We start from the raw sequence: 22,252 nt of genomic DNA on the forward strand, positions 1-22,252 counted from the left end.
GAATCGCTCAAAAAAACAACTTAAGCCATTGGATTTATTTAGCGGTGGCACCGTTCGATTTTAACAAAAAGGTTTCCCCGACGGTGCCATGGCAACTATGAAAAACCGCCTAAGCTTTAAAAATTAACGGTCTTTTCCTCAACGATGATGACATCATCTTTGCGAATGAACACGTCACGCTCCAAGTCGCCCTGGCGCATGATGCCGTCAACGTTGACCAAAATCGTTTTGTTTCCTTGCGGCGTCTTGCGGATAATCTTCACCTTCTCCTTGTTGGCAAACTGCGCAAAGCCGCCCGCACGCAGGATAGCCTGGCTGATGGAGATGTCCTCATTGGCCGGCAAGTCATATTTGCCCTGCCTGGCGACAATGCCAAACATGACGTAGAACTCCAGGTCCACCTCGCGCATCCGCATGGCATCATCGACATTGATCTTATCGATCGCGATCACCACAGTCGCATGCTGGAAGAAGTTTTTCTCGAGCTCTTTTTTGATCGTAAAGGCCAGATCTCGGCAGGTTTTGCCCTTGGCGCTAACCAAGCCTACGTAGGGAGCCTGCACTTCACCGGTCACTGCCACAACTTGCTGCAAGGCATCACGGCGGTCTTCAAGGATTCGGATGCTGATCGTATCCCCTGCAGCGATTGTCTGGTTGTTGTCGAGCACATCCATGGAGGACAGCACAGCCGCACCGGCATTGACGGCGCCGGTTGTGGCAGCAGCCGCCTGGCGAGTTGACCGGGATGACTCAGGGATCCGAAATCCAGGATCTTGGGCGTTCAGAGCTGGAAGAGCAATGGCAGCCAGGAGCAACGACAGTGATAGCTTTTTCATAACGATTTTGAACGAATTTTGATTTCTTCCGGAGCCAGAGCTGTTCAAGCCTGACGAAGATCAAAACTCATAGACCAAGGACGTTCTGTTTCGTTAGAAATTGTAATTGAATCCCAAAATCACACGAGTCTGCGTGGAGTCCGCATTCGACTGCTTGTAATTGGTAACGAAGTAACGGTAACCCAGGTTCAGACCCGCCTTGGCAGTCAGGGAGTAGTTCAGGTCAAAGGAGAAACCGTTCTGGTCCGCATCCCTTCCAACCACACCGTAGTAATCAGCACGGCCAAAGTGGTAGCCGGTTCCAGCCCGGAGCTTGGAGGTCAGCTGGTGGGTGTAGTAGAAGTCCAAACCAAACTGAGTCAGCTTGTAGCCGGTGCCTGCAAAAGCAGGGTTGATGAGAGATGGCTTGGAGTTTTCGTAGTAGCCGGAGATCGAGAAACGCCCGCCCTTCCAAGCCACCATGGAAACACCGTAGTTGATGAAGTCAGCCGTAATGAAGTTTGAGGCCAGGTTAATCGAAGATTCATGCCCGATGGTCAAGGTGTGGCTGAAACGAGCATTGAGCTGGTTGGTGATGCTGAAGTTGTAGTAGTAGCCGTTCAGGTCCGAGCTGTCTCCAGGTCCTGCGGGGGCAAACACGGTCGGCGAGTCGAAATTAAACGACTGCAAGCCACCCGAAAGCTTGACCACGGTGGATTTGCCGAGGGGAACACTGACAAACCCGCCCCAGTTGAACAGCACGCCGTCGTTGAGCGTCGGGTTGACGTAGTTGAGGAAAGTCACGCCACCTTCCGTTCCCAAAATCCATGTGGCCGTAGGGCTATAGGTCAGGGAAGCATGCACGGTGTTCATGCTACGGCTGAACTGCTTGTTCTGGCTGCCCAGTGCCTCGGAGATGGTGTTCGTGTAGTTAACTGCAAGAGCCCACGCCGAGTTGATCTGCCAGTTGGCTGCCACGCCAAAATCGTTCTGGAACACGCCGAAGCTCGAGTTGTTTGACGCCCCGACGAAAGCGTTGTTCAGAGCAGGCCGCATGGACATACGGTCATAGATGGTGATGTTGACCGGGCCAGCCTTGATATCAAAAGCGAGCGTCGTACCGGGCAGAACGTTGATCAGGTAATTACCATTGCCATACGCCGCGAGTTCCGGATGGTTGAAGTAGTGGTCAACACCAATACCCCCGGTGAAGCTCAGCACGTTGTTTTGTGAAATCCGGTAGTTGGCGCTGACATTGAGCAGTGTGCTGCTGATGATGTCAGACACTGGGACGGCGGTGCGTCGGATGTTGCTGTTGTATTCAATCCCTTGGTACAGCCCGAGACCGATATTCACAGGGCCAAGCTTCAGGTTGCGTTTGCCCGTCAGAAACGGATCCGAGGTGTAGGTCGGGGCAAAGTAGCTCAACGCCTGGGAATACTGGCCAGAGTAGGTGGTGTAGTCACCCACGGAACGGGCCGCGAATGCAGAACTGCCGCTTCTCACCGAAGGCTGCGAGATCTGACGGTCAGAACGCAGCAGCTGCTGGAGACTCTGATACCCCTCCTGATCTTCCTGACTGACATAAGCCCCTTTTTCGTAATCATAAACAACATCCCCGCTGCGCGCGGCCGCCTGACTCGTCTTTTTCAACTGACCTGTGCGAGAACGGAGGTCATTAAAAAAGTTGCTGGTCTGAGATGGGGAGACTCCGAACTGTGCGCTCGAGCGAAGCGGCAACAAACAGCCTGTCGTGAGGGTAATCACCATCAAAATTGCATTGATGGAGATGTGTCGAGAGTGGTTAATCAGCATGACGGGAGAGTTGGGTCGGGAATTAAACACTGATACAAGCAATTTTAAATGCTTTTGTCCATACCAAATTTCTCTCGTTTTCGCCACATTCTCCCCCTTGATATTCAGCATTTTGGCTTCCCTCCATCTTAAGCAACCTTCTTTCCTTCACCCCTTGTAAGTTGCAACTGGAGCCGTGCACCGCGGATCCCGCGCACGCCGCCTGAGTTCAAAATCGAATTCGAGCTGGATTTCTCTCGATGATGCTTTGTCCCAAGACCGGCGGGGACTGTTCGCATCAGGGGCTACCGCAATCAAACTGCGCAGTTTTCCAAACAGTTTTCCAATCGGCAGCCGGGTCGAATTGAATGTATTCATAGGCAGGTTCAGATCATCAGGTTTGCTTGCGACCCCATATACTGTTCATTATAACATGTTCAAATGATTTGTTCACGGCTTTTAAAATCCTCGTCTCCAATTGACGCCGGAGCCTTAAAAGTTCATCTGCGGCCATGTCCATCGAAGCCCACCCGACCCCAGCCGCGAGGTTAACCATCCCCGAATACGCCATGGCGCTGGCCCACGTCGCCAGCCTACGCTCGGAAGATCCATTTCGAAAAGTCGGTGCGGTAGCCATCGATTTTGACAACCGGGTGATCGGAACCGCCTACAACGGACTGGCCCCGGGCTACAACGCCGACCCTGATTTTTGGGCTGATCGTGATGCCAGGCGCAAATACATGCTCCATGCCGAGGTGAATCTCTGCAGCCTCTTCACCCGGGGAAATGTCAGGCTGGTGGCCTGCACCACAAAACCCTGCACCAGCTGCATGCAGATGCTATGCGCCTATGGCGTCAAAGAGGTTTATTTCCGTGACGATTACCCCGAATCTGAGGCCGATGCGATCGCAGGCCGTTACGGCATCCCACTCATCCAGCTTTCCGACTACCCGCAAATCATCGCGTCAGCAGACAAAACAGTCCTGCCCTGACACCGCCCTTGGGAGCGGCCTCTTCTCAGCCATGGGCAGATTTCCCCGCAGCAAGGTCATTGCCGCGGCATCTGGGTTCAATGGATTTTTTGCGTGGCCGGCAGGCTGAATACCCGCCACCCCAATCAGGATGCGGTTGCGTTTTTCACAGCCAGCTCATGCTTCGCCAGCTTCAGGTCGGCATCCACCATGATCTGGACGAGCTCCTTGAACTTCACCTTCGGCTCCCAGCCCAGCTTTTTGCGGGCCTTGGCCGGGTCGCCGATGAGCAGATCCACCTCGGCCGGACGCTCGTAGCGTGCGTCGTATTTGACATACTTTTCCCAGTCGAGATCGAGAGCGCTGAAGGTCTCCTGCACAAACTCCTTCACACTGTGAGTCTCGTTCGTTGCGATCACGTAATCATCCGGCTCATCCTGCTGGAGCATCATCCACATCATCTCCACGTAATCTTTGGCGTAGCCCCAATCGCGCTTTGAGTCCATGTTTCCGAGGGACAGGCTGTCTTGCAGCCCCATTTTGATGCGTGTGGCTGCGCGCGTGATTTTGCGCGTCACAAAGGTCTCCCCGCGGCGTGGCGACTCATGGTTGAAAAGGATGCCGCTGCTGGCATGCAGTCCGTAGCTTTCGCGATAGTTTACCGTGAGCCAGTGACCATAGACCTTCGCACAGGCGTAGGGAGAGCGCGGCCAGAACGGCGTCGTCTCCACTTGGGGCACCTCCTGCACCTTGCCAAACATCTCCGAAGAGGACGCCTGGTAAAAGCGCACCTTGCCCACAAGACCCGTGTCACGGATCGCCTCCAGGATGCGCTGAGTCCCCAGTCCCACAATGTCACCCGTGCTTTCTGGCACATCAAACGACACCCGCACATGGCTCTGAGCGCCAAGGTTGTACACCTCATCCGGCTTCAGTTCATACAGCAGCTTCACAAGCGCCACAGAGTCCATGAGATCTCCGTAGTGCAGGTGCAGGTTTTTCGAAGGCAGGTGCGAATCTGGCTGAAAAAGGTGCTCCAGACGCCCTGTGTTGAAGCTCGACGCCCGGCGAATGATCCCATGCACCTCATAGCCCTTTTCGAGCAGCAGTTCCGTAAGATATGAGCCGTCCTGTCCTGTGATGCCGGTGATGAGCGCTTTTTTCATGAGTCAAATCGAGCGCCGATAAGACAATACCACCCCTCGTTCCGCAAGGGGAAAAGCAGGAACATAACAGTTGCACCCCACCAGACGCCCTATATCCTCCGTGCCCCCTATCCCAGCCCAAATATCACATCATGAGAGCTGACCTCGTCGAACAAGCCGCGCTAATCGTTAAAGATCACCCCGTTCTGATCAACATGGTCTCCAAGCGAGTCCGTCAGATCGTCGCAGGCCATGCTGTCCTGGTGGAACGCCGCCCAGGCCTCCGCGAAGCAGATCTGGCTCTTCTGGAAATCATTCAAGGCAAGATCACCATCGAATCCGTGGACAAGAACTAAGGCCCTGCCCCAACCCGGCAGAACCGCCCGTTTTCATCCACAATTCAGCGGTTCCTTCCGCGCGACACCATGTCAGAGATCGCCACGAACCGCAAAGCTGCACGAGACTACCACATCCTCGAAAAATACGAGGCCGGTCTGGAGCTCCGTGGCACCGAGGTGAAATCCATCCGCCTTGGCAAGCTGAACATCTCCGACGCCTTTGCCCGTGTGGACCGCGGCCAGGTCTGGCTCTACAACTGCGACATCCAGACCTACGACAAGGCCAGCCACACCACCCATGAGCCACGCCGCGCCCGCCGGCTACTGCTTCATAAAAACGAAATCATGAAGCTGCTGGCGCAGACCCAGCAGAAGGGCCTAGCCCTCCCCGTCCTGCGTGCCTACTGGAAAGGCCCGCGCATCAAGATCGAGCTCGGTGTCGGCAAGGGCAAAACTCACGGCGATCAGCGCCAGGACCTCAAGGACAAGGCCGAGAAGCGCGAAGCCGCCCGGACCGTGGCCAATTTCAACGACAAGCACCGCAGGTAGCCCCTCTGCAGACACATCCGTCGTGCCGCCAGCTCAGAAAAAACGTGGCAACTTCAACAGGTGGGCTGGTTGCCCACCCTAAGCTCGGCAACCGGCAACCAAAGAGGAAAACCGGCCGTGAGCGGCTTAGTAAAGTGAGAGTGGCGGCACGGGACACCATTCATCAGATGCTCACGCATGAGAGGCTGCCCAGAATCCCCCTAATGTCTGGCGCCCGGAGCGAACCAGGACTTAAGATCTCTCAACTTATCCCAAATCCCTGGCATCGGCCCCATCTCCTTCAATCGGAGCCTTAGATTGGTCAGAACATGGTGCTCCTCCGTCGTGAATCGTTCGGCGACACGGGCATAGGCCGCTGGCAGGCTGGGATCTCGCACCCCTTCGAGAGCCTGAAGCGTGGTGCGCACAACATTCGGGGAAGGGTCATCCAGCCCTGCAATGAAGACATCCACGTTCTCGTTCTTTCGTTTCAGTTTCCCCAGCGACCAAATGGCGGTCGAACGGATTTCCTCATTGGCATGTTTGCAGAATGGCCTGAGTTCCTCGCCAAAATCCACCCCTGCGTCCTGCAGCAGGTAGCAGGCAAATCGAAACGTTTCCAGTGAGTCGATGGAAGGCATGCGCCCTCTGAGCGGCTTTACCCATTCTGCCACCCGGCCCTTCGCATACCAGTGAAGGCTCTGCAAAGCCGCCAGACAATCCTCATCCTCGGCCATGAGGTGCGCATGGAGAGGAGCCTGTGCCATCGGGCAGGCAAACTTGGCCAGCATTCGCAGCGCGCACCTGCGGACTTCAGCGTCATCATCTTCACAGAGCTCCAGCAGCTTCTGGCAAGTTGCTTTTGACGCCGTCAGCAGTTTTGCCAGCCCCTTGAGAGCCTCCAGCTTTTGGGTGCGGCTGTTTGCACCTGCATACACTCGCATGAGGTGTTCATCATCCCCGCCCAGGGTGTAGCCAAACCAGGATGGCCCATCCTGCCTCAGCACACCAGAGATCACCTCATCCAGCCACCGCTCATACCAGTCGAGAAACGTGTTCTCATACGCAAATGAAACCCTCTGACCGAGGTCCATGTTCAGCACCCGCCCCGCATGTGCGCCATTCAGCACCAAGGCATGAATGTAGGAGCAGCCCTGGGAGCCTAACGGCATCACCCCGGCATAGATTCGGCCCAGCTCAGCTTCATATTCTTCATCCGACCTTTTGCCTGCTTCCTCCAGCCCCTGGGTCAGAGCCGCCCACTCTTCCTCCGTCATGCCAGGCTTGAGCATAGCCAGCTGGCTCAGAACCACAGACGGATGATCCACGATCTCATCCACATACTCGCCCAACGGATAGATGCCATAAAATGGCCCCGCCCCACTCCCCTGAGACGATGGCCCGCCGTTGCCGATCTGCGTCACAAAGGCGCGGTAACACGCCGGCAGCCTCACTGAGTACTCCGCCTCAAAGGCACGCACTTCTTCTTCGCTGGCAGGCGGGTCCAGCTGATACCGGTGCGAGCCTGCCCCAAAGACCTTCAGCCCGCCGTCGGCTTTCTTCGCCGCCTTGAGCTTTGCCCGGATGCGCTGGATCTGATCGTCGTAACTCACCGCCACACTCATGAATGCGTCATCCTAAGGGTGTGTCAGCCCTCTTGTCCACCGCCATGAACACCCGGCCGGCCTGTGCTCCCAGCTCTTATCTTATATTCACGCGGCAACCAGCACGAACGCCATGGTTGCCACGCATGCCACGGCCAATGGGGGCCAAACTGCCTTTCGCTGCAACTCCATGCTCCTCAATGCCATCAAGTGCACCGAGCCAGCGCTGACGGAGGCACTCTGGTTGCCGGTTGCCGTGCTTAGGGTGGGCAACCGGCAACCAGCCTCTTCGGACTGTTAAAAACCCACCGACCCAACCTTTCTGCAAATCGACTCAGTTGACTAAATTTAAGGTGCCGCGAGCACGAATGCCATGTGTCTCTGCCATGATTTCCACCACATGCTCTTTGTCGATTCTTTCGCATTTGCCCATCGCACCTCCCCCTCTAGCATCCGCCTTCTATGAATCGCAAACGCCTCGGCCGCACCGGTATCGTTGTCACAGACATCTGCATGGGAACCATGACCTTTGGCCTGCAGGCCGATGAGAAGACCTCTTTTGCCATCATGGACCGCGCGCTGGAGGCCGGCATCGATTTCTTTGATACCGCGGAGCTCTACCCCGTGCCACCAAGTGCCGAGCTTTTCGGCGTGACGGAGCAGATCGTGGGCAAATGGCTCAAGGGGCAGAAACGTGGCGAGATCATCATCGCCTCCAAGGTCACCGGACCAGGCCATGGATGGTTCCGCCCACCGGTGCGCGGCGGCTTCACCGCGCTGGACCGCCGCCAGATTTTCCAGGCCTGCGAGGACAGCTTGCGCCGCCTGCAGACGGACTACATCGACCTCTACCAGACCCACTGGCCCGACCACGGCATGCAGCAGGAGGAGACACTCGGCGCACTGACCGACCTCATCGACCAGGGCAAAATCCGCGCCTGGGGCGGCAGCAATGAAACCTGCTGGGGCGTCATGAAAAACCTCTGGGAGGCCGAAAAGCACGGTCTCGCCCGCATGGCCACGGTGCAGAACAATTTCTCCCTCATCAACCGCCGCTGCGAAAGCGAGCTGGCGCAGGTCTGCCGCAAGGAAGGAGTCAGCCTCCTGCCCTACTCCCCGCTCGGCGGCGGTGTGCTCTGCGGCAAATACAACGGTGGCGCCCTGCCCAAAGGCGCACGCTTCACCGACTACATCCAGAACGGCGGCCCGCGCCAGCAGCGCATGGCCGCGCGTTTTGTGAATGCGCGCAGCCTTGAGACCACCGCCCGCCTGCAGCTCATCGCCGCCGATCTCGGCGTCAGCGTCACCGCCCTGGCCCTGGCTTGGAGCAAGCAGCACGACTTTGTGGCCTCCACGATCGTCGGCGCCACCACCGTGGCCCAGCTCAATGAAAGCCTCGCCGCCGCCGACCTCGTCCTCAGCGCTGAAACCCTCGCCCGCATCGACGAAATCGACGCCGCCATCCCCTGCCCCATGACCGAGGACGGGCTGAGGAGGTTGTAAGGGCGATTCCATTTTTGATTCCCTCATTTGATCCCCCTGCGTTCGCAGCTTCGAGTGGAACGAGTGGATTCGTTGCAAGATCATGTAACGGCGCAGCGATTACAGCGCGCCTCCCAAAAGAGCTCACAGCAAAGGTTTGTCCGGACGCCATTTGCGGACCTTCCCGCTGTGCCTCCTGGCAACTTCTCAGTCTTGAGAATACTTTTTTCTTGTCGCTCGCAGGCGAGCCACCTAAAACACGCCCGTTCCCGACACCCAACCCACACGCAATCATAAACATGAGCAACGACGGCAAACCCTCAATGGCCCTGTTCTGGGGCTGTTTTATAGCCCTGATCACCACCTCATATGCGTTCTTTTCACGCATGTATCTCTGTGATGTGCGTCTGGGGCTCGACCTCAACATCGACAAGGGCACCATCGGGGCACTCAAGGGTGCGGGCATCTGGCCCTTCGCCATCTCCATCATTCTGTGGAGCCTCATCATTGACCGTATCGGCTACAAAATCGCGATGCTGTTTTCTTTCCTGAGCTACCTCATTTATGCCGCTATGGCATTCATGGCCTACAGTGCCATTCATGGAGTGACCGGTGAGGCTTTGGTGGCTGGTCAGAAAAACGCCTTCAACCTTCTCTACTGGGGCAGCGTGATTCTCGGGCTTGGCAATGGCACCGTGGAAGCGTTCATCAATCCGGTCGTGGCCACCATGTTCAGCAAAGACAAGACCAAATGGCTGAACATCCTTCATGCAGGCTGGCCTGGCGGTCTGGTTGTTGGCGGCCTTTGCACCATTTCTCTGGCTGATGTGGCCAAGACGGGAGACTGGCGCATCGTGCTGGGCCTCGTCCTCGCACCCGCCGTCGTCTACCTTTTCATGCTCATCGGCGCCAAGTTCCCCAAGAACGAGCGCGAAGCTGCAGGGGTCGGTTACGTGGACATGCTGAAAGAGCTGGGCGTGTTTGGTGCCTTCGTCGCCTTTGCCCTCATCTTTGCCCAACTTGACCAGGTGCCCGAATTGAAGGCCGTCTTCTTCAATGCCAACGCCAAGTGGATCTACACCGCCATCGTCGCCATCGTCTTCGGCGTCATAACCAGGAGCTTTGGCCGCCCCCTGCTTGCTTTCATGATCGTCATCATGATGCCGCTCGCCACCACGGAAATCGGCACGGACGGCTGGATCAGTGGTCTGATGGAAAAGCCCATGGAAGCCGCCGGTAAAAATCCAGGCTGGGTGCTGATCTACACGTCCGCCATCATGATGGTCCTCCGATTCTTCGCCGGCCCCATCGTTCACAAGTTCTCCGCCATTGGCCTGCTCGTCATCAGTGCCATCCTCGCCATCGCCGGGCTCACCGCCCTCTCCTACACCGGCAATTCCGGTCTGTTCGCCATCTTTGCGGCAGCCACTCTCTATGCCTTCGGCAAGACCTTCTTCTGGCCCACCATGCTCGGCATCACCGCAGAGCAGAGCCCCAAAGGCGGCGCTCTCACACTCAATGCCATGTCCGGCATCGGCATGCTGGCAGTCGGCATCCTTGGCTTCCCCTTCATCGGCGGCCTGCAGGAAGACACCACCACCAAGCTCATCGCCGCAAAGAACCCGGCGCTGGTGCAGCAGATCACCACGGACCAGAGCTACGTGCTTGGCCCTTACAAAGCCGTCGATCCCGCCAAGGCTGCAGGCGTGACCAGTGATGCCGACAAGGCCACCATCGTCGAAGCCACCAAGCACGGCCAGTTCAGCGCCTTGGGCAAAATGGCCCTGTTCCCGACCTTCATGCTCGCCTGCTATCTGGCCATGTTCTTCTACTTCAAGTCCCGCGGAGGCTACAAAGCAGTGGACATCAACGCCTCCCACTAGCACCACTCCACCGTTCTTTTCGGGGCGGCTTTCCTCGCGGTCGGCCGCCCTGTTTTTTTCACCCACACAACACACCCGCATCAGCACATCACACACTCCTCTATGAGCGACAAAAATCGAATGAGACTACTCTGGGCCGGCTTCATGGCCATTCTTGCCGCCGGCGTCGGCTTCAGCATCCGCAACGGCATTGGAGGCCAGTGGGCCAGCCTCTTCGGTTTCACCGGCCTGCAGGTGGGTCTCATTGGCGGGGCGGGCTTCAGCGGCTTCTGCTTCGGCATCATCATCGGCGGCGTCATCGTGGACAGGATCGGCTACGGCAAGCTCGTCGTCACCGCCTTCTTGCTGCATCTCCTCTCCGCAGCCATCACGCTCATCCCCTCTGCGGGCATGGCTCAGCAGAGCGCCTTCCTGGCCCTCTTCATCGGCACCTTCACCTTCTCTCTGGCAAACGGCACGCTGGAAGCCGTGGCCAATCCCCTGGTCGCCACCCTCTTCCCTGAAAACCGCACACACTACCTCAACATCCTCCACGCCTCCTGGCCTGCAGGCATGATCCTCGGCGCGCTCATCACCCTCGCCGTCGGCTCCTCCTGGAGCTGGAAGGCGCAGCTCGCCCTCTACCTCGTCCCCACCGTGATCTACGGTTTCATGTTCTTCGGCCAGTCCTTCCCACGCTCCGAAGCCTCCGCCAAGGGCCTCTCCCTGGGTGAGATGATGAAGGACGTCGGCATCCTCGGCGGCGCAGTCGCCGGCTTCTTCCTCTATCTTTTCACCCGCGATGCCCTGGGCGGCAACATCCTCCGCGGCCTCACAGGCTCTGACTTCTTCGTCAGCGCTAACTGGAACTACATCTCCATGGCTGCAGGCGCAGGCTTCCTCCTCTGGGTGGCGGTCATCACCAAGTTTGCCATCGGTCACTGGCTGCTCTTCGTGCTCTTCCTTGCCCATTCCATCATCGGCTCGCTGGAGCTCGGCACCGACTCCTGGATCGAAGCCATCAACGGCACCATCCTCAGCCCTTCTGAAGGCAAAATCCTCTTCATCTTTGCTTCGGCCATGATGTTCGGCCTGCGCTTCTGCGCCCACTGGATTGAGGACAAGCTGAAGTTCTCCCCCATCACCATTCTCTTTGTCTGCTCCCTCTTCGCCATCGCCGGCCTGTATGCCGCCTCAGGCGTGACCGCCATCGGCATGGCCTTCGGTGCCATGCTCATCTACAGCATCGGCAAGACCTTCTTCTGGCCCACCATGCTCGCCGTGGTGTCCGACCGATTCCCCAGCACCGGTGCCGTGGCCATCAGCATGATGGGCGGCATCGCCATGCTCTCTGTCGGTCAGCTCGGCGGCCCCGGCCTTGGCTATGGCAAAGACCGCTTCACTGCGGAGCATATGAAGGCCAACGGCCAGACCGCCATCCTCGAAGCCAACAAGGCCGAGAAGCCCAGCCAGTGGCTGGAGTTCGAAGCCGTCTCCGCACTCGATGGCAAGAAGCTCGAAGAAGCCAAGAGCGTCGCCGCAGACAAGCGCACCCCTGAACAGAAGGCCATGGCCGAAGCTGAGATCGCCGGCTGCCGCAAGCTCCTGCGCACAGACGCCATGCTCCCCATCGGCATGGCTGTGATCTACCTCCTGCTGCTCTTCTACTTCAAGTCCATCGGCGGCTACAAGCCCCTGACCATCGCCGAAGAAGAAGCTGCCAAGGCCTGATCCTTCGCTCACTTTTCCCCGCGCGGCGTCCCCTCACCGGGACGCCGTTTTTATTTCCCGCCTTGCAAGGACCTTGAAACTTTGAACCTTAAACCTGAAACTCAAACACCCCATGCCCACCTACGTTTACGAAACCATCCCCCAGTTTGAAGGAGAGCCCACCAAGCGCTTCGAAGTCCGCCAGAGCATGAAGGACGCCGCCCTCACCCAGCATCCGGACAGCGGCCAGCCCATCCGCCGCGTGCCCATCGGCGGCACCGGCATCATGGGTGGCAGCAGCAGTGGTGGCAGCATGCCCTCCGGCGGCGGCTCCTGCGGCAGCGGCTGCGGGTGCCACTAAGAAGGCCTGCTCAGGATAGTGGACCGCTCAGTCCTCTGAGCGGCACGCAATCCCCCTGCTGAACAAAGTCACCTCAGACTCCGCAGAAACTTGTGCGCGCGGTTCTGCATTCACACTCCGGAGAGCCTCTGGGTGAAGTCGGGGCATGAACAGACGCGAAAGCCCTGGCCGCTGGCTATTCCTTGGGTTCGGTGTCTTCCGCAGGCTGTGATTGCTCAGGACTTGTCTCGCCTTTATTGCGCAGCAGCCTCGCCGCATAAAAGCCGTCAAAAGCGCCCGTCTCCGGCGTGCGGTGCAGCTCTTCCTCCAGCGTCCATTCCGCGCCGTGCTTGGAGAGAAAGGCCTGCACCTGCCTCTCATTCTCGCTCGGCAGGATGCTGCACGTCGCATACACCAGCTTGCCACCGGGCGCGACCATGCGGCTGTAGCTCTCCAAAATCTCCGCCTGCAGGGCGATGAGGCGGTCGATCTCCGCATCGCTCAGCTTCCATTTGGCGTCCGGGTTGCGGCGCAGCACGCCCATGCCGGAGCACGGCACATCCAGCAGCACACGATCCGCTTTTTGAGCGAGCCGCTTCACCGTCTTGGAGCCTTCGATCTCCCTCGCCTCAATGATGTCCACACCGGCACGGGAAGCCCGCTTGCGCAGTTCCGCCAGCTTCCACGAATGCACATCCATCGCCAGCAGGCGGCCCTTGTTGCGCATGAGTGCCGCAAGGTGCAGCGCCTTGCCACCGCCACCGGCACAGGCATCGATCACCCGCATCCCCGGCTCCGGCTGCAAGAAAGGCGCGATGAGTTGGGAGGCCGCATCCTGCACCTCAAACAAACCCGCTTTGTAAGCCGCAGTGCCAAACAAATTCGCCCGCTGCTTCAGGCGCAGCGCGCTGGGCACCTGCTCCACCGCCTCCGTTTCATAGCCTTCCTGTCCCAGTTTCTCACGCAGCGCACGGCGGTCGTTTTTCAGTGTGTTCACACGCATGAAGACATCGGCAGGCTGGTTCAGCGCTTCGCGCAGCGCGGGCCATGCATCCCCTAGCTCACGGCTGCCACGCGCGTCCAGCCAGTCAGGGATGGCCGCACGTATCGCCGGAGACGCCCCCTCCTTCGCACGCTTCAAAACATCGCCCGGCTTCACCTCAGGCGCGTTTTCATCCTTGGGCAGATCACGCCCGTTGGTGATCCAGTAGGCCGCCCACACACGCCAAAGACGCTCTGGCGTGATGTTCTCCGGCTGCGTGTGTTCCTCATCCGGCAGTCCGGCCAGGTGCCAGAACCACCGCCACCAGCGCACGCATTCATAAATGGACTCCGCAAAGATGCGCCTGTCCCGGCTGCCCCACTTGCGATGCCGCTTAAAGGTGTATTCGATGACCTTGTCAGCATATCTTTTGCCCACAAACACCTCTCCGAGTGAGAGGATGATTTCGTCGAGCAGATGGGGCGGGAGCTTCATCCTGCGTCGATAGTCCGCCCATCGTCACGATGCAAGCTGACAACAGGGGTCCGGCAGAAGGTTCCTTATCGGGACACGTCCCTGCCCCTGCTGTGGGGATGAGGATGGCGCTCTTCCAGGCAGGTGCGCTTTTTTCCTCAGCGCCGCCTGCGCGCCACAAGACCTAGGAGACCGAGCAGCAGCAAACACGCCCGCCCGGGCTCCGGCACCACGACGATGATGCCGTAGGTCTGAAAGGCGCTCACATCCCAGCCGAACCCCGCCCCCAGCGCCGAAAGATCCAGATCTCCGGCGATGGCATTGCCGCTCGCATCCACAAAGGTCAGGCCACCCACGTCAAAGTTTCCGCTGATCGCCGCGCCGCCCCAGTCGACCAGATTGAACACCTGCCCGACGGCCACCGAGCCCAGGCTGGCGTTCACCACCACCGAGCCCTGCCCCCATGAGACACCGGCACGGTCCCCGATGCTCAGCGTCGCATTCGTCCCGGTCAGATTGATGAAGTCGTGATTGCCCACGCTGCCCGGCGCCACATTCCACGCCGCAAGCGCCCCCGCCTCACTGCTGAAGAGAGCCTGCGCGTTGCTGTAGTCGTGCCCGTTGTAGTGGAAAAGGCCGCCCGAGTAGGAAATCACATTCCCAGCCACCGTCGGGCTGGAGATACCCAGGCGGATTTGCGCACCGTCATTCACCGTAAGCGCCGTGTTGGCCGCCGTAAAGGTCAGCGTGTTGTTGCTGGTCACAGTCGTGCTCGCAGTGCCCCCCGTCGTCACATCACCGGGCTGCAGCACCGACCCCGCCCTCAGCACCGTCGCTCCCTGCACCACGCCGGAGCCTGCCAGCGTCGCACCGCTGGCCACCGTCACAGCCCCTGTGCCCGAGGTGCCTGTGCCATTGCTGCCCACCTGCAGCGTGCTGCCATTGACCTGGGTAGCACCCGTGTAAGTGCTCGTGCCAGACAGCACCACCGCGCTGGTGCCGCTGCCCGCGATGGTCAGTCCCAGATTGTTTCCGCCATCACCAATGCTGCCGGTGAAGACCGTGTTCGCACCCGAGTTTTGCGTCAGCGTGCGTGAGCCACCCGCCAGCGTCACATTTCCGGTAAACGTGAGCACCTTGTCCTGGCTGGCCGTCCCGCTGGTTATCACCGTGGTGTCCGCGCTCAGCTGAATGTTATTGCCGATCGTGATGGCATACGACGTTGTGGCGCGGATGGAGGAGCCGTTGAAAATCACCGTCCCCTGCCCGAACGGACCGCCCGTCGGCGCAGCCGCCGGGCCGGTTGAGCTGGACTGCGGAATCACCAGTGCGACCTGCAGCATCGTATTGCCTGTGTAGGTGTTCATCTGCGTCGCCAGGACCAGGGTGCCGCTGCCGGAATAGGTGACTCCGGCGCTGCCCGTGACCACAGAGCTGATGAACGTGTTGCCCACGGAATTGATCGTGATGAGTCCCTCTCGGGTGCCAAAGTCGAGGGTCCCGCCATTGATGCCCACGCCGTTGCCCGAAGTGAAAAGAATGGCACCGCTGCTCACTTTCAGTGTCTGCCCGGAGGCCACAGTGATACTGCCGCCGTCGAGAATCAGCGAATTGATCGCAGCCGATGCGTTGACAGACGTGGCGGCGGTGACTCGCGTGTTGTTCCCGGCCACGATCGCATTCAGCGTAAATTCATCGATGGGATTCAGCGGACGCAGCCCCGTCGTGGCACTGTACGTCATAAAGGTGTTCGGCGTTCCCGTCGCCGTGCCCAGACCGCCGGTGAGCAACGACGCCTCTCCCAGCAGATAGGGCACGATGCGTGTGTTCTGCGCCCCCGAATTGATGCCCGTCGAAAGCGCGTCTGTGCCACCCACCAGATCCGGCACGACAGTGAAAAAGACCCGAGCCACGCTGGACGTGCTGGTCGCATTCATGCCCAGATTCACACCATTCACCAGCAGCAGCCCGCCCTGCGCCAGCCGGCTGATCTGATTGGCATTCAGCGTGGCCGTGTTGGTTCCGCCATAGATCACGCTGAGCGTTTTCAGCCCGGAGTTCAGCGTGAGGTTGCGCAGGCTCTCGCTCGAGTTTGTGCCCGCCTGATCCGAACCTTTGTAAACAAAGGAGCCGCCTTTGAAGGCAAAGTCAGCCGTGTCTGCCAGCCGGTTGTTGTTGCTGTTGCTGGCACCCGTGTTGTCGATCATGAAGATGCCGCCATTGAGGAAAAAACTGGTCGAGGCCAGCGAACCGCTGGCACCGTAGGTCGAGACCGCAGCGCCCACCTGAAGGGTGCCGCCATTGACAGTCGTGGTGCCGGTGTAGGTGTTGGCAGCGATGAGCACCTGCGTGCTCGCACCGCCCTTCACCAGCGAAAGCCCGCCCGCACCACTGCTGCCATCCTTCAAGATGCCGGCAAAATAAGTGGTGTTCGCGGCCGGGTCCGAAATCGTCAGCGTGGACGCGGTGCCGGTGGCGTTGTTGGCCACGGACAAAACTGCGCCGGAGGCATGGAAGGCGGAGGTGTCCAGCGCACGCAGTGTCAGCACATGGCCGCTGAGATCCAGCGTTATCGACTTGGTCGCCTGAGTGCTGCTGATCACGGTCAGGCGGCTCGCGGCATTGATCGCATTGTCCACCGCGATGATGAGGGACGAGCCTGCCCCCCCATTGCTGAAAAGCTGGGTGTCACCCGTGTAGGTGTTCACCGCCTTCAGGATCGTCGTCGAGGTGTCAGCACGGCCGAAAAGGATCGGGGCGGTGCCGCTGATGACGCCAGACACCGTCAGCGTGCCACCGACACCGCTCCCAATGCGCGCGTCAGTCCCCGTGACTATGACATTCCCGGCCCACTCGGCTGTGGCGTTTACCGCAGTTTGCAGCGCTCCATTATTGTTACCCCCGGTGCTGGTGATGGTGATCGTCTCCCCCGTCACCACGACGCCGTTGGCCAGCACCACGCGGGACAGAGCCCCGACCGTCGTGCCGCCTGCAGTCCCGCCCAGCGCGGTGTTGCTGGCCACCACGAGTTCCGTGTTCGAGCCCGACAAAGTCGTAAGCCCTGTGTAGGTGTTGGCTCCCGAAAGAGTCAGGCTTCCGCCACCGCCCAGAGTCAGATTCACTACGCCAGCACCATTTTGAATGACGCCGCTGTATGTGGTCACACTGGTCCCTGAAACTGTGAGCGTGGCCGCCGCGCTGCCGCTGTTGGTGATGTAGCTGCCTCCCGTGCCAAAGCTTGCACCGCTCCGCTGCAACCCGGCGACAGTTTGGTTGAAGCCGTTCAGATTAAAGGTGGCGTCGTCATTCACTCCTGCAGCCGCTACGGAGTCCACATCCAGCACCGTCGTCGTCGGCAGCGCATTGGCACTGCCGAGTTTCAGCATGCCGCGGATGATCTGGGTAATCCCGGTGTAGGTGTTTCCCGTCCCGCTGATGATCACCGTGCCCGTGCCGGCCTCTCCGGAAATGGCCAGAGCGCTTGCGGCACCATTCTGAATGCCCCCGCTGACAGTCAGCACACCGCCTGCCTGTGCGCCCAATCGCGCGCCGGCAGACTCCAGCGTCACCACGCCTGCCCATTCCGCCGCGCCACCTGTCACTGCCTGCAGCACCCCCATGCTGTTGCCCCCGCTGCCAGAGATTCCCACCGTCTCTCCCGTCACCTTGATGCCGTTCGCCAGCGAGAGCGTCGCGCCCGTGGCCACGCTCGTCCCGGCTGAGGTGCCCCCCAGCGCCGTGTTGCTGCCCACCGTGAGCACCCCGGCACTCACGGTGGTGAGCCCGGTGTAAGTGTTCGTGCCGGAAAGCGTCAGCGTGCCAGTGCCGGTCTTGATCAAAGCACCGCCCGCACCGCTGATGACTCCGGCAAAAACCGTGCTGGCATTGCTTCCCCCGAGGGTCAGCGTGGCACTGCCCAGAGTCACCTCGCCGCCCGTGATTCCGCCGCCTGCCAGCGAACCCACCGCCTGGTTAAAGCCGTTCAGATCCAGCACGGCACCCGCCACATTGGCCAGAGTCACAGCAGAGCTGACGCCAAACACCGTGCCAGCGCCCGCCGCACCAGCCCGCAGGGTACCCGCCAGGATGTTCGTCGCCCCGGTGTAGGTGTTGGTGCCCGAGAGCGTCAGCACCCCCGCCCCGGTCTTCGTCAGGCCAAAATTGTTTTCATTCAGACCAGCCCCGCCCAGCACGCCGCCAAAAGTGTTCGTGCCGCTGACATTGAGCGTCAGCGTGGCAGCAATGGCGTTGCCGTTGATCACGCTGTTGCCGGTCCCCGTCCCCGCTGTCAGCAGTCCGGCGAGCGTCTGACTGTTCGAGTCGAGCTTCAGCACGCCACTGTCATTGGTGGAGCCATCGCCCAGCGTCACCACCGTCCCGGTAGGCAGGCGGTCATTTCCAGAGCTCAGGATCAGCTTTCCATTTTTGATGAACGTGCCGCCAGTGTAGGTGCTGGCACCAGCAAGCGTGAGCGTGCCGCTGCCCACCTTCGTCAGTCCACCATCCAGCGTGCTCCCCAGCGCCACGTCATGCACCAGCGGCGCCGCGATGACGACATTGAAACTCTGCGTGTCGATGATCGCCCCGCCTGCCTGCACATTCGCGGTGAACTGGCCGAGATTCGCCAGAAACAAGGTGTTGTCCTGCCGCGCCTGCAGCGTGCCGCCGTTGAAATTCAGCGCCGCATCAATGCCCACAGAGGTTACACTTCGCACAATGGAGCCCACCGACAGAGTGCCGCCGTCGAGATTGACCACCGACTCATAGACACCAGCCGCCTGGGTGGAACTGCCGGTATTGTTTTGCAGATCCAACGTCGTCACTTCAAACGAACCGCTGTTGATGTCCAGGGTTGCCTGGGTGTTGCCCAAGCCGCCGTAAAACACCGCAAAGGTGGATGCGCTTCCCGTGCCTGTGATCTTGCGGTAGATGCCGCCGTCGATGCTGAGCACCCCCACCGCATTCGTCCCGTTGACCATTCCGTCAGGAGCCGAACTCGTGCTTTCAAAGATGCCACCTGTGATCGACATCGCTCCGTTGGCACCGTTCGCAATGAACAACGAACGGCCCAGAGAGCCGCCGCTAAGCACCGTGTGCCCCTGCGCAGCCGCATAGACCAGCGTCTGCGCTCCCTGCACATTCAGCCGCCAGGGCACCGGAGAAGCCGTGTCACCACCCGTCGGCGAAGGCGCAGCCCCCCCCGACCAGTTGGTGCCAACAGCAAAGTCAGAACTGGTCGCGCCCGTCCAGCTGAAATCCGCAGCACTCAGTGGAAATGCCAGCAGTGCGGCAAACAAAGAAAGCGATATGCTACGGAGATCACGCCGACGAACGCCGGGGGATGGCGCTAAGTCACGAATCATGAGGTTGGTTTTCGTTTAGATAGTGCCCGCTCATGGCCTGTCAACCTGCATGGCCTTTCGTCCAAATGCTCACTTTTGCGTCGTTTCATCAAGGACGGGACAAAGACCCACACATCCTCTGCTAAGCATGTTTTTGATTATCCCTCACCAACTGAGGCCGCCGTTGGCCTGTTCCGCTGTCCCGGCAGCCTTCATGCCCGGCGGAATCCGGCCCGTTTTCGTCTTCGTCCAGACCCCAAGAAATCACTGGCCCCAGCGTGGAAGCAGCTTAGTCTGCGCCACCCCCAAGACATGCCTACCGAGTTCGACATTCAATACGCCCTGGAAAACACCCAGGTGCTCCATGAGCCGGACCGCCGCATCGACACCTTCGGCAGCACCCATTTCGAGTTTCAGATCGTCACTGAACTCATGGACACCGTCGGCGCCGTGCGCGTGCGCGAAGGCCGCATCGAGGCCGAGAAGCCCCTCATCCTGCGTCCGGAAATGCCCGGCCAGTTTGACTTCGAAGGCTTTGGCCCCGAAGCCGCCGGTTTTGGCGAATTCCTGCGGGAAAACCTCCACAAGCTGGCCATCCTCAAATACGGCTTCAAATTCCGCAAAGGAGACATCAGCGAGCAGATCATCCATGAGCCCATGGAGCATGTTACCGGCAAGCTGCTGGACAACATCCGCACCTCCGGCAATCCCATGCGGGCCGTCATTCAGGGCGTGGACGACACCTGGGAGATCTGCCTTCTGAAATTCACCGTCGAGATGATCGAAAAGTCCCAGAACATCAACCTCTTCGATTTCAAACGCCGCGGCCTGCTGGGTTGAGCGGTCGTTTGTAGGCTCACGCAATGGCAAAAACCCAGATCAAACTGCTGATTTTCCTCATCACCGTCGGCTTGGTGGCGGGCACGCTGGCGATGGGGTACTGGGTTTACATGAACATCCTGCTCAAGGAGAGCCAGGTGGAGCATGACATCGCCTCCATGAAAGCCACAGACCGCCCTCGCATCGACCCCGGCATCCGTCGGTTCGAAGCTGCGATCGAGCTCATCCAGCAGGGCAAAATCGACGAAGGCCGCGACGCTCTCTACAAGCTCTGCCAGCAGTTCCCGGACTCCAAGACCTGCCCTGAGGCCATGCGCATCATCGGGGAGATCAACATGGACCAGCTCTACTCCGCCAACTCCACGGCGGGGAAAAAGGACTACATCGTCCAGCCGGGCAATTCCCTGAATTTCATCGCCACCAAGTTCGACACCACCGTGGACTCCATCATCCGCTCCAGCGGCTTGATGAGCTTCAATCTTCACCCCGGCGATCACCTCACCATCATCCCGATGGATTTCCACCTCGGCGTCAGCTTCGCGAAAAAACAGCTCATGCTGCTGCGCAAAGTCGGAGACAAAGAGTACCTCTTCAAAGTCTATAACGCAAAAGACATTCGGCTCCCGCCTGGCATGCGGCTGCCGGTGGAAATGACCGTCGCGGGAAAAAACTCCATCTTTGACGGCAAGCCCGTGCTCTCCACAGACCCCAACTACGTGGACGCAGAGAAATGGTTCGCCACCACAAAAACCGGCATCATCATTCGCACGCCCCCCGTCGCACGCGCACAGCCCGTGGAGGAGCCCAAAGCTCCAAACTCAAAAAAAGCCGCTTCCCCCTCCGCCATGCCTCCCCCTGCCCCCTCCCCTGCTGCGGAGACCGGCATTTTCCTCGCCCGCGAAGACATCGAAGAACTCTTTGCGCTCGTTCGCAAAGGGTCAAAGTTGAGCCTCGTGAGATAATCCCTCTCATCCCCTTCTCCCTACAGACCGCCATGAAACAAGTTTTGGAATTCGAAAAGCCCATCGTCAAAATCCGCGAAGAGATCGAGGATGCCAGAAAAAAGCACGCCGCCAAGCCCAGCGACAAGCTGGCCCAGCAGATCGCCGACCTTGAAGCCAAGGCCGAAAACCTGCAGCGCGATATCCACGCCAATCTCTCCCCCTGGCAGCGAGTGCAGATTTCCCGCCACATCGGCCGTCCCTTCATGCTCGATTACGTGAAGCACATCTGCGATGAGTTCGTCGAGCTTCACGGAGACCGCCACATCGGCGATGACAATGCCATGCCCGCAGGCTTTGCCACCATCGGCGGCCAGCGTGTCGCCATCCTCGGCCACCAGAAAGGCCGGGACACCAAGGAAAACCTGCTGCGCAACTTCGGCAGCGCCCACCCCGAAGGCTATCGCAAAGCCCTCCGCCTCATGCGCATGGCAGAAAAGTTCAGCCTGCCCATCGTCACCCTGATCGACACCCCGGGAGCTTTCCCGGGTATCGGTGCGGAAGAGCGTAACATCGCCGAGGCCATCGCCTTCAACCTGCGCGAAATGATGACCCTTCGCACTCCTGTCATCGCCATCGTCATCGGTGAAGGCGGCAGCGGAGGAGCTCTGGGCATCGGCATCGCAGACAAGGTGCTCATGATGGAAAACGCCTACTATTCCGTCATCAGTCCTGAAGGCTGTGCCGCCATCCTTTGGAAACACCGTGAACACGCTCCTGAAGCGGCTTCGGCACTCAAGCTCAGCGCCCAGGATCTCTCCAAGCTCGGCATCATCGACGGCATCATCCCCGAACCCCTGGGAGGTGCGCACAACGACCATTTCGCTGCTGCAAGCGCGCTCAAAGAGGCCGTGCTCGCCACCCTCAAGGAGCTCAATGCCGTTCCCACCACCCAGCTGCTGGAGCAGCGCTATCAGAAATTCCGCGCTCTCGGTCAGTTCACCGAAGGCTGATCTCCATATCACCATCCTGTTTTCTTTGCAGCAGCTTGCTGGGTCGCACCGGTTAACTGACGTGTTTTGAT

16 protein-coding genes are annotated in these 22,252 nt (G+C 59.4%); 10 read left to right on the top strand and 6 right to left on the bottom strand.

The window, feature by feature from the left end; all coding sequences use genetic code 11:
* Positions 1-116: 116 nt before the first annotated feature.
* Entirely contained in the window at positions 117-836 is a 720-nt protein-coding gene (locus tag ACZ5WW_RS07675) for a polysaccharide biosynthesis/export family protein (RefSeq protein ID WP_377165526.1), read from the bottom strand.
* A 93-nt stretch (positions 837-929) separates the two neighbouring features.
* Positions 930-2,630 (bottom strand): hypothetical protein, encoded by a 1,701-nt coding sequence (locus ACZ5WW_RS07680; RefSeq protein WP_377165524.1) that lies wholly within the window; start codon positions 2,628-2,630, stop codon positions 930-932.
* A gap of 491 nt (positions 2,631-3,121) precedes the next feature.
* Here ACZ5WW_RS07680 and ACZ5WW_RS07685 point away from each other — a divergent pair, with 491 nt between their 5' ends.
* Positions 3,122-3,601, top strand: a complete 480-nt coding sequence (locus ACZ5WW_RS07685; RefSeq protein WP_377165522.1) for a deoxycytidylate deaminase — start codon at positions 3,122-3,124, stop codon at positions 3,599-3,601.
* 125 nt (positions 3,602-3,726) lie between these two features.
* Here the strand turns inward: ACZ5WW_RS07685 and gmd are convergent, their stop codons facing one another.
* Positions 3,727-4,746: a GDP-mannose 4,6-dehydratase gene (gmd, locus tag ACZ5WW_RS07690; protein ID WP_377165520.1), complete on the bottom strand. Its 1,020-nt coding sequence runs from the start codon at positions 4,744-4,746 to the stop codon at positions 3,727-3,729.
* A gap of 131 nt (positions 4,747-4,877) precedes the next feature.
* On the opposite strand from gmd, the gene ACZ5WW_RS07695 reads away from it, so the two are divergent.
* Positions 4,878-5,081 (top strand): DNA-directed RNA polymerase subunit omega, encoded by a 204-nt coding sequence (locus tag ACZ5WW_RS07695; protein ID WP_377165518.1) that lies wholly within the window; start codon positions 4,878-4,880, stop codon positions 5,079-5,081.
* 69 nt (positions 5,082-5,150) lie between these two features.
* Entirely contained in the window at positions 5,151-5,612 is a 462-nt protein-coding gene (gene smpB, locus ACZ5WW_RS07700) for an SsrA-binding protein SmpB (protein ID WP_377165516.1), read from the top strand.
* Between the two features lie 200 nt (positions 5,613-5,812).
* Here the strand turns inward: smpB and ACZ5WW_RS07705 are convergent, their stop codons facing one another.
* Entirely contained in the window at positions 5,813-7,216 is a 1,404-nt protein-coding gene (locus ACZ5WW_RS07705) for a HEAT repeat domain-containing protein (RefSeq protein WP_377165514.1), read from the bottom strand.
* 441 nt (positions 7,217-7,657) lie between these two features.
* Between ACZ5WW_RS07705 and ACZ5WW_RS07710 the strand changes: the two genes are divergently transcribed.
* The 4 genes from ACZ5WW_RS07710 (at position 7,658) to ACZ5WW_RS07725 (ending at position 12,610) form a co-directional block, all read left to right on the top strand.
* Complete coding sequence (locus ACZ5WW_RS07710; protein ID WP_377165512.1) at positions 7,658-8,698, top strand: aldo/keto reductase; 1,041 nt, start codon at positions 7,658-7,660, stop codon at positions 8,696-8,698.
* A 365-nt stretch (positions 8,699-9,063) separates the two neighbouring features.
* Complete coding sequence (locus ACZ5WW_RS07715) at positions 9,064-10,560, top strand: MFS transporter (protein ID WP_377165510.1); 1,497 nt, start codon at positions 9,064-9,066, stop codon at positions 10,558-10,560.
* A gap of 120 nt (positions 10,561-10,680) precedes the next feature.
* Complete coding sequence (locus ACZ5WW_RS07720) at positions 10,681-12,270, top strand: MFS transporter (protein ID WP_377165508.1); 1,590 nt, start codon at positions 10,681-10,683, stop codon at positions 12,268-12,270.
* A gap of 112 nt (positions 12,271-12,382) precedes the next feature.
* A complete protein-coding gene (locus tag ACZ5WW_RS07725) occupies positions 12,383-12,610 on the top strand; it encodes an FmdB family zinc ribbon protein (protein ID WP_377165506.1) in 228 nt (75 codons plus the stop codon).
* A 175-nt stretch (positions 12,611-12,785) separates the two neighbouring features.
* Here the strand turns inward: ACZ5WW_RS07725 and ACZ5WW_RS07730 are convergent, their stop codons facing one another.
* A complete protein-coding gene (locus ACZ5WW_RS07730; RefSeq protein WP_377165504.1) occupies positions 12,786-14,066 on the bottom strand; it encodes an RsmB/NOP family class I SAM-dependent RNA methyltransferase in 1,281 nt (426 codons plus the stop codon).
* A 137-nt stretch (positions 14,067-14,203) separates the two neighbouring features.
* Entirely contained in the window at positions 14,204-19,408 is a 5,205-nt protein-coding gene (locus ACZ5WW_RS07735) for a beta strand repeat-containing protein (protein WP_377165502.1), read from the bottom strand.
* Between the two features lie 291 nt (positions 19,409-19,699).
* Here ACZ5WW_RS07735 and ACZ5WW_RS07740 point away from each other — a divergent pair, with 291 nt between their 5' ends.
* From ACZ5WW_RS07740 to ACZ5WW_RS07750, 3 genes are read left to right on the top strand one after another with little or no spacing between them, the layout of a single operon-like run.
* Positions 19,700-20,227, top strand: a complete 528-nt coding sequence (locus tag ACZ5WW_RS07740) for a hypothetical protein (RefSeq protein ID WP_377165500.1) — start codon at positions 19,700-19,702, stop codon at positions 20,225-20,227.
* 23 nt (positions 20,228-20,250) lie between these two features.
* A complete protein-coding gene (locus ACZ5WW_RS07745; RefSeq protein WP_377165498.1) occupies positions 20,251-21,189 on the top strand; it encodes a LysM peptidoglycan-binding domain-containing protein in 939 nt (312 codons plus the stop codon).
* A gap of 32 nt (positions 21,190-21,221) precedes the next feature.
* A complete protein-coding gene (locus ACZ5WW_RS07750) occupies positions 21,222-22,181 on the top strand; it encodes an acetyl-CoA carboxylase carboxyltransferase subunit alpha (RefSeq protein WP_377165496.1) in 960 nt (319 codons plus the stop codon).
* The last annotated feature ends 71 nt before the right edge of the window (positions 22,182-22,252 follow it).

This window comes from Prosthecobacter fluviatilis (genome assembly GCF_055388355.1).